At 40.4% G+C, this 15,018-nt stretch carries 14 protein-coding genes and 1 tRNA gene; 13 read left to right on the top strand and 2 right to left on the bottom strand.

Annotated elements, in window-relative coordinates; translation table 11 throughout:
• The first annotated feature begins 209 nt into the window (after nucleotides 1–209).
• The 12 genes from OCV36_RS05665 to OCV36_RS05720 all read left to right on the top strand — a co-directional run bounded on the left by OCV36_RS05665 (nucleotide 210) and on the right by OCV36_RS05720 (nucleotide 12,188).
• A complete protein-coding gene (locus tag OCV36_RS05665) occupies nucleotides 210–659 on the top strand; it encodes an L-alanine exporter AlaE (RefSeq protein ID WP_102553218.1) in 450 nt (149 codons plus the stop codon).
• Nucleotides 660–821: 162 nt separating this feature from the next.
• Nucleotides 822–912, top strand: a tRNA-Ser gene (locus OCV36_RS05670).
• 255 nt (nucleotides 913–1,167) lie between these two features.
• Nucleotides 1,168–2,382, top strand: coding sequence for a sodium/glutamate symporter (gene gltS / locus OCV36_RS05675; protein ID WP_017076417.1), 1,215 nt, complete (start codon nucleotides 1,168–1,170; stop codon nucleotides 2,380–2,382).
• A 1,081-nt stretch (nucleotides 2,383–3,463) separates the two neighbouring features.
• Nucleotides 3,464–4,408: a hypothetical protein gene (locus OCV36_RS05680; RefSeq protein ID WP_135454609.1), complete on the top strand. Its 945-nt coding sequence runs from the start codon at nucleotides 3,464–3,466 to the stop codon at nucleotides 4,406–4,408.
• An 11-nt stretch (nucleotides 4,409–4,419) separates the two neighbouring features.
• On the top strand, nucleotides 4,420–5,136 hold the full coding sequence (locus OCV36_RS05685; RefSeq protein ID WP_135454611.1) for a hypothetical protein: 717 nt from the start codon (nucleotides 4,420–4,422) through the stop codon (nucleotides 5,134–5,136).
• The gene (locus OCV36_RS05690; protein ID WP_135454613.1) at nucleotides 5,136–6,314 is read left to right on the top strand and encodes an aldehyde dehydrogenase family protein; all 1,179 of its coding nucleotides are present in this window, start codon (nucleotides 5,136–5,138) and stop codon (nucleotides 6,312–6,314) included. The genes OCV36_RS05685 and OCV36_RS05690 overlap by 1 nt, the downstream gene beginning before the upstream one ends.
• On the top strand, nucleotides 6,296–7,696 hold the full coding sequence (locus OCV36_RS05695) for a hypothetical protein (RefSeq protein WP_135454615.1): 1,401 nt from the start codon (nucleotides 6,296–6,298) through the stop codon (nucleotides 7,694–7,696). The genes OCV36_RS05690 and OCV36_RS05695 overlap by 19 nt, the downstream gene beginning before the upstream one ends.
• 253 nt (nucleotides 7,697–7,949) lie before the next feature.
• Complete coding sequence (locus OCV36_RS05700) at nucleotides 7,950–8,561, top strand: LPP20 family lipoprotein (protein ID WP_135454618.1); 612 nt, start codon at nucleotides 7,950–7,952, stop codon at nucleotides 8,559–8,561.
• A 79-nt stretch (nucleotides 8,562–8,640) separates the two neighbouring features.
• Complete coding sequence (locus OCV36_RS05705) at nucleotides 8,641–10,107, top strand: transglycosylase SLT domain-containing protein (RefSeq protein WP_135454620.1); 1,467 nt, start codon at nucleotides 8,641–8,643, stop codon at nucleotides 10,105–10,107.
• Nucleotides 10,108–10,172: 65 nt separating this feature from the next.
• Complete coding sequence (locus tag OCV36_RS05710) at nucleotides 10,173–10,343, top strand: hypothetical protein (RefSeq protein WP_017076175.1); 171 nt, start codon at nucleotides 10,173–10,175, stop codon at nucleotides 10,341–10,343.
• Between the two features lie 2 nt (nucleotides 10,344–10,345).
• Entirely contained in the window at nucleotides 10,346–11,152 is an 807-nt protein-coding gene (locus OCV36_RS05715) for an ETEC_3214 domain-containing protein (RefSeq protein WP_135454621.1), read from the top strand.
• Nucleotides 11,153–11,210: 58 nt separating this feature from the next.
• Nucleotides 11,211–12,188 (top strand): DHH family phosphoesterase, encoded by a 978-nt coding sequence (locus OCV36_RS05720; RefSeq protein ID WP_017076177.1) that lies wholly within the window; start codon nucleotides 11,211–11,213, stop codon nucleotides 12,186–12,188.
• A gap of 49 nt (nucleotides 12,189–12,237) precedes the next feature.
• On the opposite strand, the gene OCV36_RS05725 is transcribed toward OCV36_RS05720, so the two are convergent.
• Both OCV36_RS05725 and OCV36_RS05730 read right to left on the bottom strand, forming a co-directional pair.
• A complete protein-coding gene (locus OCV36_RS05725; RefSeq protein ID WP_135454623.1) occupies nucleotides 12,238–12,990 on the bottom strand; it encodes a DeoR/GlpR family DNA-binding transcription regulator in 753 nt (250 codons plus the stop codon).
• Nucleotides 12,991–12,999: 9 nt separating this feature from the next.
• On the bottom strand, nucleotides 13,000–13,704 hold the full coding sequence (locus OCV36_RS05730; RefSeq protein WP_135454625.1) for a glycerophosphodiester phosphodiesterase family protein: 705 nt from the start codon (nucleotides 13,702–13,704) through the stop codon (nucleotides 13,000–13,002).
• 273 nt (nucleotides 13,705–13,977) lie between these two features.
• On the opposite strand from OCV36_RS05730, the gene OCV36_RS05735 reads away from it, so the two are divergent.
• The gene (locus tag OCV36_RS05735; RefSeq protein ID WP_135454627.1) at nucleotides 13,978–14,991 is read left to right on the top strand and encodes a C4-dicarboxylate TRAP transporter substrate-binding protein; all 1,014 of its coding nucleotides are present in this window, start codon (nucleotides 13,978–13,980) and stop codon (nucleotides 14,989–14,991) included.
• Nucleotides 14,992–15,018: the final 27 nt, after the last annotated feature.

Genomic DNA, 15,018 nt, shown 5'->3' on the forward strand with positions numbered 1-15,018 from the left:
CTATTTGACCTTGATGCGATTTTTTGGTTGAAGTGACTGCTTTTTAACTGGTTTTTGGTAGTTAATTTACAACTCGATTTTTAATTTGGAATGTATGACTGCTTATCTTGTGTTTTAATAGCGGTATTATCTGGTAGGGTGCAAATACACCTTGTTTATATGTTACTAAATCACTACTTAGGCAGTGATATATTTTAGGTTTGTTGTTAATGAAGTCTCGTGGTCCATTTTGTATTCGTAATGCAGCAGCGGATACATTTGCTATGGTAGTTTTCTGTTTTATCTCAGGGATGATCGTAGAAGTGTTTATTTCAGGTATGACGTTTGAGCAATCTCTTGCTTCTCGAACGTTATCTATTCCGGTAAACATTGCTATCGCTTGGCCTTATGGTGTTTTTCGTGATTGGTTCTTGCGCAATGGTGCAAAGCTTTCACAAAGTACCCCGATGAAAAACCTGTCTGATTTGATGGCTTACGTGTTATTCCAATCACCTGTATACGCCGGTATTTTACTTGCAGTAGGCGCTTCAACTGATCAGATCGTAACAGCCGTGACCAGTAATGCAGTTATCTCATGTGGTATGGGCGTGCTTTACGGTTACTTCTTAGATATGTGCCGTAAATGGTTTAGAGTTCCTGGTTATTATCAGCAAGCGTAAGCCCCTCGATATTATGAAATTTGGTTTGTTTTTGATCTAATGAGTTAATTTATAATCGAACAAACTGAAAAAGGCACTTTTTTTGATAATGCCCCTTGACCAAAGCAAGCAGAATCAATAAAGTAGCGCCTCGTTGAGTAACAAGCTCAACACAAAATTTGTGGAAGGATGGCTGAGTGGCTTAAGGCGCTCGCCTGGAAAGCGAGTATACGTTTATAGCGTATCTGGGGTTCAAATCCCCATCCTTCCACCACTATTCAAAACCCTAGCAGAAATGCTGGGGTTTTCTCGTTTTAGAGCCCCCTATATTTCACCTCATCTACTCTATCTCTAGCATCAGTTCCTTTAATCATTTCTTTATCGTTATTTACTCTATCTATATCTACGTAAATTGATCCATATTAGTTGCTTTTGTAACCGATAAAAGCTTGATTTTTTGGTCTGGTTCTAGATGATCAAGGGTAAGCAACATTATGAATAATCTTAACTATTAGGAATCTATCTCCTCATGACGGAAACCCTCGTTTCTCCATTGCTCTCCTTTACTATCGCGATCTCATTACTGTTTATTGGTAAAGGTTTGATTGAGCGATCTGAAGTATTAAGGAAGTATTCTCTACCGGAGCCGGTTATTGGTGGCTTTGTTTGTGCTGCTACCGTTGCCGCGCTTTATTACTTATTTGAAATTCAAATCACTTTTAGCCTAGATGTCAGAGATTTTTTACTGCTCTACTTTTTTGCTGGCATCGGACTCCAAGCGGATATTAAAACCCTGATTAAGGGTGGGCGACCGTTGTTCATTCTATTGTTTCTTGCTGCTGTCTTTATCGTGTTGCAAAACGTGGTTGGGATGGCGGTAGCTTCGGGCTTTGGAATGGATCCCAAAGCTGGCTTGTTATCTGGCTCTGTGAGCTTAATCGGCGGTGTAGGCACAACGTTGGCGTGGGCACCAATGTTCGTGGAAGAGTTTGGCATTTCGAACGCGCTAGAGCTCGGTGTGGCGTCAAACACGGTTGGCTTGATTGCAGCGTGTGTGATTGGTGGTCCAATTGCAAATTACTTACTTAATAAACACAAAATCAGCCCGTCTAACGAAGAAGACGTGACGGTTGGTGCGTACCAAGAAAGCGAAACACGCACTGAGTTAAGTCATTACGGTGTGCTGTGGGCATGGTTACTTTTAAACCTCACTCTGATGCTTGGTTACAGCATCAGTGAAATTATCGACTCAATGGGGTTAAAACTTCCATTGTTCGTAAGCTGCTTAATCGCTGGTATTTTTATAGGAAATATTGGCCGTGCATTGTTTACGAAGCGTCGAACACAAGAGAAAATAGCCCAAGGCCGAAAAGGCTTAGCGATGATTTCTGATATTTGTTTGGGGATGTTCCTGACGATGGCGTTGATGGGTCTTCGCATCTGGGATCTTGATGGGTTATTTGGCTATATCTCGGTGATCATGAGTATTCAGATTCTACTGTCCCTGTTATTTACCATGTTCGTGGTCTACTACATGATGGGACGAAACTATGACTCCGTGGTGATATGTTCAGGCTTCGGTGGTATTACATTAGGTTCGACCGCTACAGCGATTGTGAACATGACGGCCGTGACGCATCGTTATGGTGCAAGCCCACAAGCTTTCATTGTGGTTCCATTAGTATGTGGTTTCTTTGTCGATTTAATCAATGCATTGGTGATTAGTTTCTTCGTCGGAATGTAAGTGAAGCCAGTGCTTCGCAAGAGTTTATGATTAGTAGCTTGTTCAACAGAGTAAGCTACTAGTGATTTAATTTTGTGGCCTTGATGAGCGCTGTACTTGCTAAAGTGCCGTGATTTTCAAAGCTAGTTGGCCAAGTTCCACTGCATCTAGCCATTGCTGCTTTAGACGTGAACGCTCATGTCAACTAGTTGGATGTATATAGATCTAACGTTTCACCGCTCGTTGCGGTACCTTATAATATTTTTTCCTATTACAGCCTTCTCTCTCAGGTATGGTATACATGTCTGCCCTTCAATGACCTTCTCATCAACCCTAAAGTAATATTCCCAAACACTGACAGAGTGAACGTTGGTTTAAATCTATGTTAATAAATCCAAAATGAGACTTGTAATTTTAATGTTTGTTCAGTGATTCACAGATATCAGATTGCATTTAAGAATGAAAATTATTAACGGTTTATTATCTCTTTATTAAAGTTATATTTATTTAATCTAAGATTAAATATTAATCTATTTTCGTTAGTTCAGAAATCCTACTAAATTATATTGATATCTCTATCAACATAATGTTTTTTTAGTTTAACCCATCAAAGGGAACTCTATTTTTGTATGATTATCGAACTTATTTTTTCTTGATGATTAGAAAAGTTCAAGGTTAGAAGTCAGAGTTGGAGTTTAAATATTGAACGATATCTATGGTGAGGATTAAATAAATTAGATCTGAAACCAGTTATTTGCTCTACCTATAGATAATTAAAACAATATAGAAAGGCTTTAAAACGGGTATTAGCTCACAATTCTTATAAATATTAAAACTCGATATAACCTATATATTTCTCACAAATTGACGGTGTCATGATTTTGACTTTCTGACTTCTAATCCAGAATTACCACTTGAAATAGCCCTTCAAGCATTGGGGTATATAGGAGTCGAAATGTTGACACTTGGAACTGATGTCACGTTTTCTTTGCCTAAAGTGATGAGTGTGGCGCACATATCTTCACTTCAACCATATGTATATCTTATTGATTGAAAAAAATTAATTTTGTACCATGCGACAACAAACTTTGGTGGACGTCACGTGAACACAAATAATAGTACATTAAAACTGTTAATCACTTGTTGCTTATTTTTCTTATCGAACCCAGCTTTCGCTCAATCTTATTGGGAAGTAAAAGGTATTGGTGAAAATGAATCAGAAGCAACGATCGATGCGAAAGAAAATCTAGCTTTTCGGGTAAACAGTACAGTGAAGGCATCTACGTTTAATTCCCAAGTTTTCCAATCTACGATAGAAACAAAAAACGGAGAGGAGATTGGAACTCGCGGTAAAGTTGACAGTGCTTTCGGTACTACATCTGAAATTACTTCTGTACCTATTAGCATTTCAAATATGGAAGTAATGACATCACAATGTGATGCTTCTGGGTGTAACTACCTATTTAGAGTTAACGTAGATGTGTGGGTTGATCAGTTGTCAATTGATATTAATAAGAACCACCAGCTCGCTCAACAATATTTAACCTCCCAAGAAAGTGACTGGAAAGGTGCTGTGTTCACGAACAAAGCTCACACCTTATTGAAGAGTAATAGAGAATCACTATTAGTGTTGTCATCGTTAGATCATGATGTTGCTAAAAAATTCTATGGACCACAATTAATACTCGAGCGTAATACGATTGATCGTTTTCAAAATATCAGCATTTCCATTCGTTCTGCTTCAGATATGTATTCCTCGAAAACGAAAGCTTTGCTTACTCAAAACATAGGGGCAACTTCGCAAGGCGACATCATTGTTTATATCAAAGGTAATGTAAGACAAGGCAAGAAAAACAACACTTACATTGCTAAGCAAGATCTAATACTACAAGTCTTTGAAGCTAGAAATCCCAATGTGGCGGTTAGCCAAAAGATTTTATCGGAGGTAGGAAAGTCTTCGATTAGTAAAGAGCAAGCACTTGATGCTGCTCATACAGAAATAACAAAAATTCTCAATAAAAACTCTATTTATACTCTCTTGAATTAAAGGTTCTCAAAATGCTTAAGAAATCAATCCTTGCAGGTTTAGTCGTATCAGTTATGGCCGGTTGTTCATCAATTCCTGGTATGGAATCAGCAACCGTAGACCGCGAAGCTACAAGCAAGGAACTTACTCAGAACTGTAAAGAACTAGGTACAGAGTTCACACCTGTATCATTCGCCGTTGATAAAGCATCAAAAGTGATGGTGTCACTGCAAGATCGCCAATGTTCAGTGTTTAATGACTACCGTACTCTTGCATCTAAACATGGTGATGTTGCTGGTTTCCTAGCAGTAAACGCGGATAAGTCTGATGAAGAACTTCGTGTTGCAATGAGCGAATTCGATGAAGGTAAACCTACAAATAAAATGATTACCCCTCAAGTAGAAGCTTACAAAAAAGCCTCTGATGAAATCTTCCAGAAAAACTTAAAATTGGCGGCAGATATCGCAGTTCAAGCGGCTGAACTAACTTACATTGCATCTCAACATGCATCGGCACTTGCGCATGATTCTGCTGGTGGCGCAATGGATAGCTTTTTTGCAGCTGTCTCAAGCGAGAAAGAAGGTGAAGCAAGCGAAGAGGAAACGGTACCCGTTGTTGAAGCTTACCACGAGATGGAAGCTCGCTCGCTACTTGCATTAGATGCCAACTCACTTATTTCTATGGATAAAAACACTATCGAACAACTTGAGAACCTAGATAAAGTTGTTGCTGACAAAGTGAAATCATAATGAAACTTTCTCGAATTGCCGGTTTAGTTACTGCTGCAATTGCACTAACGGGTTGTCAGAGTAATCAAGGTAGCCAAACGTATTCTGTCGAAAGTAATGCGGGAAATTCATCGCTGGTTATCGGCAAATCAGCACACGAATTTAGCAGTGAGGATATTGAAGTACCAGCGTACTTCAATACCCAAGGTCTTCAATTCTGTACCTATGAAGCAGAAGAAAAAGACACTCGTTGTCCACTCGCGAAAAAAACAATTCGTTTGTATTTTGGTGATGTGAAAACGGATGTGAATGAAAATCTTCAGGGAAAATCTGCTGATGTTTTTAATTCCATGCACTCAAGCATCAGTAAATTCCAAACCAAAGCGTTAGAGAATACTTTAGAAAACCAGTTTGCAGGCGTTAACCGCTTCCGCATTTTGACGCGTGATACCGATGCTGTTAACACTGCGATGGAAGAAATTCTGATAGACGAAGGCGCGGTAAACGTAGCTAAAAAGGCAGGAAGTCGCGGCAAGTTGTCTACCGATTACATTATGAAAGTCGATGTACTCAAAACAGCTGACATGTTGTTCGGTTCAACCCAGTCTTTGTTCCAAACGTCAATGGAAATGACGACAGGTGTGATTGATCCATATACACGTGAAAAATTGAGCTATCCGAATATCGGTAAGATACGTGTTTCTAACTTCGACGTACGCGATAAAGACAGTTACACCACAGTGATAGCAAATGGCGATTATTATCGCGGTTTTAACTACACCAGTGGTAAAGATGTTGATGCCGTTCTTAATGAAATGTCATCACGCGGCTTCGATATTATGTTAACGCGTTTGCTTAAAGAAATGCCAGCTACCGCTCAGGTTATGGGTATTAAAGGCGACCGAATTTCATTAGACCGTGGCCAAAATGCAGGCGTATTACCCAATGAGACCATGGTTATATTTGAATACAGCGCAGGTTTTGTTGAACCTATCGGTGTTGCTACTGTTAACCCAAGCCAACAAAGTGCCCAAGGGAAAATTGTTCGCTGGAAAGACAGCAGCATAGCCGACGAAGTGAAAGACATTGCTGAGGACGGAATTTATCGCCCTGATCGCCAACGTCGTATTTTCGCTGTAAGTGTTGGTGTGCCTATGGAGTTTATGAAGGAGCGTAGTACATGGGCGGCAAAAGGCTAAGCACAAGCTTTGCCATTAGTACCTTATTTGTATGTATGTCCATTTCTGCATTGGAATTAGATAAGAGCCAGCCTACGTTGGCTCTTATTGAGCAGGGATGTGCATATGGTCGAGGGGCAATGGCCATTGAGTCAGCAAAAGCTGACGGTTTAAATAATCTTCGCTTGTTTTTGCAGGGTAAAATCTCAGTTTCTTTTTCAGCTGAAGATAGTGCGCTAGTTGAGGAACAATTTGATCAAGAGAGCCGAGATTTACTGCTAACAAGCATTGTTGCTGGTGATATCAATGCCGACTTCAGTGCACCTGAAATTCAAGGGGATGATACTTGTGTAACAGTGCGTCTAGCATCAGAACTTAATACTGGGTTTGCCAATATTGACGACGGTATTGAATGGGATGACTCACCGGTTATGTCTGTCGTGGTTGTTGGTGAAGGCCGCGAAAGTAACAAATTGGCATTGAGTGCAAGGCAAGCGGCGGAACAAGACGCCTTCAAACGCGCTATTAGTCAAGTACTTGGCGCTATGGTCCATTCTGGTCACATGCAAAAGTCTTACGATACCCTGTCTGGAACAGAAAGCAGTAATGATTTCGATTTACAAGAAATCGCAATGCAATCACTTTCGATGGAACCTCAAGGCATGATTTCCAGTTGGAATGAAATTTCTTATCAGGAAAAACCTAACGGTTCTGTAACCGTTACGCTTGATGTGTTTGTTGAACGACAGAAGATGGAAGCGAAAATAGCAAGATTGATAAAAAGCCTTGGCCAACCTTCAATCTATGTTGATGCAGATCTCCCAGTCGTAAAAAATACATTTTCAAATGCACTCGCAGAGATGGGCTTTGATCTTGCTTCGAACCCGGCGCAATCTAGTGTCATTCTTGATGTTCAAGAAACCCAAAAAGTGACGTCTTCTGGTCTTCAGCTTGATCTATCGGCAACCGTAATCGATCGTGCTGGCAACCGTTATGGTAGTTGGCACAACGACCCGACTTTCATGACGTTACCGAACAAAGCGGGCATGCTCAATGAACTTGCAGCTGTTCACCTGGCTGTTGAAGGTAATCAAATTGCCCTAAAGCGTGAACTTCAATCGTCGGTGCAAATAATGGCAAGTCGTGGTGGGCCTATTCGAGAACTTATTTTTTCACAGAAAGCCGCAGGCAAACAGGGGCAACTTTACCGTTTGATTGGTGATATGAATGGGGTTTCGGATATTAAATCAAGTCAACAGGGTGGCAATATTGTTATTCAGTTAAGGTCGCTTAGCGACGCAAGTGATCTAGTTCAAGACATTGAGCCTGTGTTACGTACCCATCAGCCAAACTACCGCTCGAAAGTTGATGTACTTAATGAATACCAAATCAGAGTGCTTTGAGCGTTAGTCTGATAGGACTTTTTATGTTTAAAAAACATTGTTTATTAAACATTGTTTATTAAACATTGTTTATTAAACATAACAGGTTAACTGATTTTTATAGTTTCTACTGAGTTGTGATTAATTCAGAAATGTCACAAAGAGTAGAGAAATGCATTACAGGTAAGATTGACGCATCAAATATCAAATGATGATTTGCAGATTTACTAATTGAAAATGATACACAAAAAACGTTATGGATAGCTTTTAATATATGAAAAAACTAATTATTGCAACGTCACTAGTTACAGCTCTAGTTGGCTGCCAAAGCAACAACAATACACTAGAGCAAGCTCAAAATTTTGCGTCATGTACGTTCCCAGATGCACCGACTGTCGAAGCCCCTGGTTGGATCTGTGATGTGGTTCCTACAGATGTAGCGATTGGTGCAACAGGTTATGCGAAGAAAAGCGCAGCAGGTATGAGCGTTATGCGCAAAATTGCTGTGAATGATGCTCGTGTAAACCTTGCCGCGGAATTTGAAACAGATGTGAGTAACCTATTTCAATCTGCTACCGACGGTGCTGTCTCAACATCTGCTGGGGAAGGCGTAACGCTAGTAACTGAGAATGTTCAAGAGGCATTTGAAAACATTACTAAATCGGTAGTGAGTAAAAGACTTACAAATAGCCGAATATTGGTAAGCCAAGCAAGCCCTGCAGGCGGTCTTTATGTATTAGTTGGCATGGACCAAGCTGCTTATGATGCAAATATGAATAAAATTATCGACGAAGTAGGTGGTGAAGATTCTGCTCTTTGGAATCAATTCAACGACGATAAGGCAGCCGCAGATCTTGCTGCCGTATTCGATTCTTTGAAAAAATAATCGTTGTTTGACGATCAGTTAAAGTGAAAAAGGCCACCTATAGAGTGGCCTTTGTTTCTATACACTCTCGGAGTTAGTTATGTATAAAACGATCACCAAGACAGGGCTGGCTATTGCAATATCAGCAGCTGTTAGCTTTCCAACACTCGCAGTGTCAGATAGCCAAAAGCAACAACTTAATAATGCGGTTGTAAAAGCAAGCCAATCCCAAGAAGAAAAACTTAAAGAATTTCATACGTATGTAAATGCATACTTGGATGAGTATGAACAATGGCGTGACGAATATACCAATAAACTTGATGAGCGCCGTACAGACCTTATAAAAACTTGGGGTGAAGGAGAGGTATCTTCTCAAACAAAGCAGGTCGATTATTCACAAAACGACCAAGTAAAGACTGCAGTGGATTATGAAAGTAATACCGCTACGGTTTCTGTTTTAGTTGATGAAGACAGTAGCCCTGAAGAGATAGAAGCGCTTGTAAGAAAAATCCCTGTTGAAGTTGAGGGGAAAACGGTTGATCTAGCCAATCTGAAAGCGGAAGACCATGCGGTTTTGTATTCTTTAGATAAAGAGCAACAAGAAAAGAACTTTGTTATTGAACAAACGCAGAGTCAAATGAATGAACTTGATGTTCAAGCGGAGCGATTGATTCAATCTGATACCGGTATTCCTGACTCGTTCATCTACCAGCGAGCGCACAGTAAGAAATTAGCACTGCTCACTAAAGCACAAGAGCGTATTGCTGCCCAGACTAAGCTTTATAACGAAATGCGAGCCAAACATGGCATAGCGGTTGGTCAATCAGAGACGTTAGTAGCTGAAAAAGCAAAAGAAGTTGAAAAGGTAGAGTCAACGCCAGTACAAGAAGCTCCGAAAGTAGCTGAAAAACTGGTGAAGGTTATACCTAAAACTCAAGTTGTGAAGCCAAAACCAACTTCCGACATAGTATCTGTTCCTAATCAGTCAAAGAAGGTGGTTAGCTATAAAGTGAAGCTTCCTGAGAATAGCTTGAAATCTCGTGCGAGCAAATATACACCTCTCGCAGAGAAAGAAAGCAAGAACTGGGAAATAGATGCAGCATTGATTATGGCAATAATGCACTCTGAATCCGCTTTTCGCCCAGATGCTAAATCCCACGTCCCGGCGTTTGGTTTGATGCAAGTGGTACCAACCAGCGCGGGGCATGATGTAAATAAACAAGTTCGAAATATTGATGCGCCAATGAAGGCTTCAGATTTGTATCAACCCGTCATCAACGTTGAAACTGGCACTGCTTATTTAGACATCTTAAATAGTAAATATTTACGTAAGATCGAGAATGATCAAAGTCGTTTGTATTGCATGATTGCGGCTTACAATACCGGTGCGGGAAACGTTGCCCGTGCGTTTAACAAAGACCGCTCAACTAGCATTGGCAAAGCATCTAAAGTGATCAATAAGATGACTCCTGAAGAAGTGTACAACCAATTGGTCGCGAAGTTGCCATACGATGAAACAAAAAATTATTTGAAGAAAGTGAACAGCCGTATCGCACTATACAAATAAGACTTGTAGCAAGCACATGGAAAGGCGTGTGCTTTAATCCCTTTTTAGAGTTGTTGAGAGTAACAATGTTTAAGATTTTTGCTTTATTTTTCATCGTCATTGGTATTTACCTAGGTCTTAATTACAGCGATGAAATTAAAAATATAATGGATACAGAGGCTTTTGAGCGAGTGCAAGAACGAGCTGAAGACGGTAAAGATGCATTGATGGATACAATTGACGAGATTAAAGGCTGATCATGTCTGAAGAACAAAAAAAAGATGTTCCAAAAGAAATTCAAGATGAGCTCAAAGAGCTCCAAGATAACCAAGAGTCGTTGTTAGAGGCTCAAAGTAAAGGGAACTTGGCGCGCACTATTGGTTTGTTGTCTGTAGTTTCAATTGCTTTGGGTGGGTTTAACGATAGTTTTGATGCAATCGAAAAGATGGTTGATTTTAGTCTTTCACAAATGACTGATATTCCGTCACACAAAAAGCTTGAAAAAGTGTACATCCGCTCATCAGCTGAAGTCTTAGATCAGACATTTGGTGCCCCCGTTTATATCAAGCGTTCAACTGGCGATGACGTTATAAAGTACTACAAAGACGATAACTTTATTCTTTCATCTATTACTAGAGATAATGCCATTGTTGCTTATCTTGTATTTCCAGATGAAGGCTTTACACCTGAAACATTAGAACATGCAGGTGGTTCGGAGTTTTTCAACCAACCTTTTAATGCCATTGAAAGTGTCAATGAAATTCGAGCGTCGTTCGCTAGAACCGGCAATTATTACATTGAAGAAAATAATGGCGGTGAGTTTGGCTACTTATATTCGTCAATCAGTGGTGCTAGTGAATTCATTGCACCTTTGACAAAAAACAATAGGAAATTGCTTTCTGAAGTTGTTGACTCGCTGGCTATGGATACACATGTCGTAAAGAGCGTACAGTCTTTACGTTTGAATGCGAAGCCTAATTTCTATGGTTATAGTACGTTAGGTGTAGGGGCTCTAGAAGAAGCTATTTTGTCTAACACTGAATATCGTTTAATTCATAAGAGTTAACCATTAACACATCAGTTCTAGCTTTTTACGAAGCTAGAACCTTATTAGCAGTTGGATTATGGCAAATTTAAAGTTCGAAAGCTTTCTAGAGCGGCTTAAGGGTGATAAGAGAATCATTATCCAAGCTCATGACTTCCCTGACCATGATGCGATCTCTTCCGCATACGCTCTGGCATATTTATTAAAAAAGAAAGGGTTGTGCCCGTTTATTACGTTTCATGGTTACATAGATAGAGTGTCACTCAGAAACTTAATCGATTGGATAGATATCCCAATCTACGAGCCAAAAGATTTAAAATTGCAACCGGATGATAAGATTATTGTTGTTGATGGTTGTATTGGTGAGAAAAATGTTATCGACTTTCCTGGGATAGAAGTGGGAGTGATAGATCACCATCAAGTGAAAGCGCCTGATTTTGTATGGTATTCCGATATACGCTCAAACTACGGTTCAACTGCAACCATTATGGTTGAATATTACCGCTATTTTTCTTTGCCGATGCCACAGAATATCGCAACAGCACTACTGGTTGGTTTGAGCTTTGATACCGCAAATTTTACCCGAGGGGTAGGAAATGCTGATCTAAAAGCACTGTTGTATCTTCAGGCTAAGGCCAACAATGATATGGTTAACAAAATTTGTCGTAATCAAGTAGAGTTTCACGAATTAAAACTTTTCTATTCAATGCTCGATAGCTTACGTCGTGAAAAAAATGCAGCATTTGCTGTTCTCCCAGAAGGTTGTCCTAAAAATATGCTCGGTGTATTAGGAGACTTCCTGTTAAGCGTTGATGAGCTCGATATCGTTGTACTCTCAGCGAGGAACAAAGAGAAAACATTTATTTCTCTTCGTTCAGAATGTTCTAAAAACAATGTAGCGAAGATAGTTAGAAGGGCTATAAACGAAAAAGGGATCGGTTTTGGTGGCGGACACCCTCATATGGCGGGCGGCATCATCAACAAACAGTTTGAATTCAGTAATGAACTTGCTTGTGTTTATGACCTGATTCGACCGAGTCTAATGCTTGATGCTTAAACTTGTTTGCATAGATTGCTGGGTATTTTGAAAGGCTTAGCACTTTTATTTAAGTATGAGCGTCATCTTCGACTAACTGTATGCTTAGTTCAGAAGGTAATTGGGTGTTGTTGGTGTATATACGATCAAATTGCTCCAACGATGCTACCTTCAGAGCAGCAAAACGGCCCCATTTACTTGCGTCAGCTACGAGCCAGCTTTCACGGCTATTTTTGATAATAGATTTTGAAAGGTCGGCTTCAATTTGCTCATGTTCCATTGCAAAATGACTGTCTGTTACTGAGCCACAACCGCAAATACCAATGTCGGCTTCAAAATCGGAAAAGAAGTGGACCACGCTACTTCCCACCATGTCTTGATGTTCTCTGCGAAATAAACCACCCGCTAAATACACTTCAATCTGCTCGTTTGCTTCAAGGATTCGAGCGACTTGCAGGTTATTGGTGATCACTCGTAATGCAGGCTTTGCTAATAAGTACTGTGCGATACGAGTGACGGTAGTGCCAATGCCCATCATTACCGTTGAACCTTCAGGTATAGCGTTTGCAACAGCCATGGCGATACTGTCTTTCGTTTCTGATTCAACACCAACACGGAATCGATAACTGGTGTTGGTTAGCGTTGTCGGTAAGCTCACGCCTCCGTGCACTCTTCGTGCTAAACCTTGTTCACATAAGTGGTTGACGTCACGACGAATGGTCTGAGTGGTTACGGCAAATAGCTCGGCTAGATGGTCGATCTGTACGTCTTGATTCGCTTTAAGCGTCGCGAGTATTTGTTTTTGGCGGTGGTTCAGTTCCATAAAAGCTCACTAAAATTTGTTTGGTACGTCGGTAATGATGTTATCAACACCTAGGTTGAGGTATTTACTCGCCAGCAGTGGGTCGTTTAGTGTCCATATTTTAAGTACTGCACCTGAAGCTTTGATTGTTTTTGCGGTCTGTTCATCAAGTATTCGGTGGTCAATGTGAATGCTGTATAGGTCGAGTTTCTGGAGTGATTCAAGGCTGAAATCATTCCATACTTCGCAGATAAACCCTCGTCTAACTTCAGGCATCAACTCTTGGCAAAGACTTAACGCTTCCTTTTTAAAGCTTGAGATGAGCAGTTTCTCGCTAGGAAAGTTCTTGTGCTTTATCAGCGCAATAACTTGGGTAACTAAGGGTTTGATCGCCTTATTGTCATATATCTTGATCTCAAGATTGAGAGTCAGACCGAGTTCTAGGCACTTGTCTAGCGCTTCACTTAACGTCGGAATCGAGGTTCCTACAAACTCACTACCAAACCAACTTCCAGCATCTAAAGCCTGGAGTGCAGAGAGATCTAAGTCTGCAATATTCCCAGTCCCATTAGTACAGCGGTTCACCGTTTTATCATGAAAAACCATAGGGATACCGTCGGCACTGAGTTGGGCATCAATTTCAACCCAGCCTGCACCTGCTTTCGCTGCTTGCTCAATACTGACTAATGTATTTTCTGGTGCTAAAGAAGCGGCACCGCGGTGGCCTGTAATCATAATGTATTCTCGATGTTCATTTGAAAATTTAGGGGACATTAGCTTTATTTTATTACAGATTTATTATCGATAGGCTATATCAACCCAATTTAACTGAGAACTGGTTAAAATAAGTCGGTTAGAGTTTATACAATAGTGAGACCTTATCCTCAATGTGTTCAAGTGGCTAAGATAAATGTTCATATGAATGTAATAATTCACTTACATACTCTACGAAAACTTAATAACACCCTCTATATTTAGAAAAGATAGCCACGATAAGGTGATTAAAAAATGAAAAAGCTATTAGGTACAGTAATTATGGCGGCAACGTTACTTGTTGGTTGTGGTGAAGCTGACAAGGCTGGAGCGGAAGCTAAAGACGAGCCGATTAATATCAACATGAGCCTTGTGTTCACTCAAAACGAGTTGTTAACCCAAGAGCTCATCAAGGCGACTGACAAAATACGCGAAAGAACAGAAGGTTCGGTAAATATTAAAGTTTTTCCTGGTGGTCAGTTACCGGTTTATAAAGACAACTTGGAGCAAGTCGTTAACGGTGCAAACTGGATTGCCGTTGAGGATTTGACCTATCTGGGCGATTACGTACCAGACTTCGCTGCACTGGCAGGCCCAATGTTATACAACACGTATGATGAATATTTGGCGATGATGGATACGGAATTTGTCGCGGGCTTGAAGGCTAAAGCTGAAGAAAAAGGCATTAAAGTATTGAATGCAGACTATATGTTTGGGTTCCGTCACATGATCACCAATAAAGAGATTGTGAATTCTGAAGACATGAAAGGGATGCGTATCCGTGTTCCACAAAGTCAGTTGTTCATCAGCACACTTTCAGCAATGGGTGCGGCTCCAGCTTCTCTGCCATTCCCAGAAACTTATGCCGGTGTTCAACAAGGTGTTGTTGACGGCCTTGAAGGTTCGATTTTGACGATGTACTCAACCAAAATCTACGAAGTAGCAAAGAACATGTCTTTGACTAAACACTTCCTAGGCACGGTTGGTATCTACATTTCACCGACACTTTGGGACAAATTTACGCCAGAGCAACAGCAAATCATCAATGAAGAGCTAGAAGCAGGCGCTGAATCTAATACTGCAGAGCTGGTTAAGCTTGATGTTGAATACACTCAAAAACTCGAAGAGCTAGGCGTTAAGTTTAATGAAGTTAACTCGGATGAGTTCAATGAGTTGACAGCGGACGTATATAACCAGTTCCCAACATGGAGCGAAGGTATACACGCAACGATTATGAAAGAATTGGAAACGATTCGAGCTGCACAGTAATTCTGCGAATGTAGATTAATTCGTTAA

The sequence above is a fragment of the Vibrio echinoideorum genome (genome assembly GCF_024347455.1).
In the GTDB taxonomy this organism is placed as follows: domain Bacteria; phylum Pseudomonadota; class Gammaproteobacteria; order Enterobacterales; family Vibrionaceae; genus Vibrio; species Vibrio echinoideorum.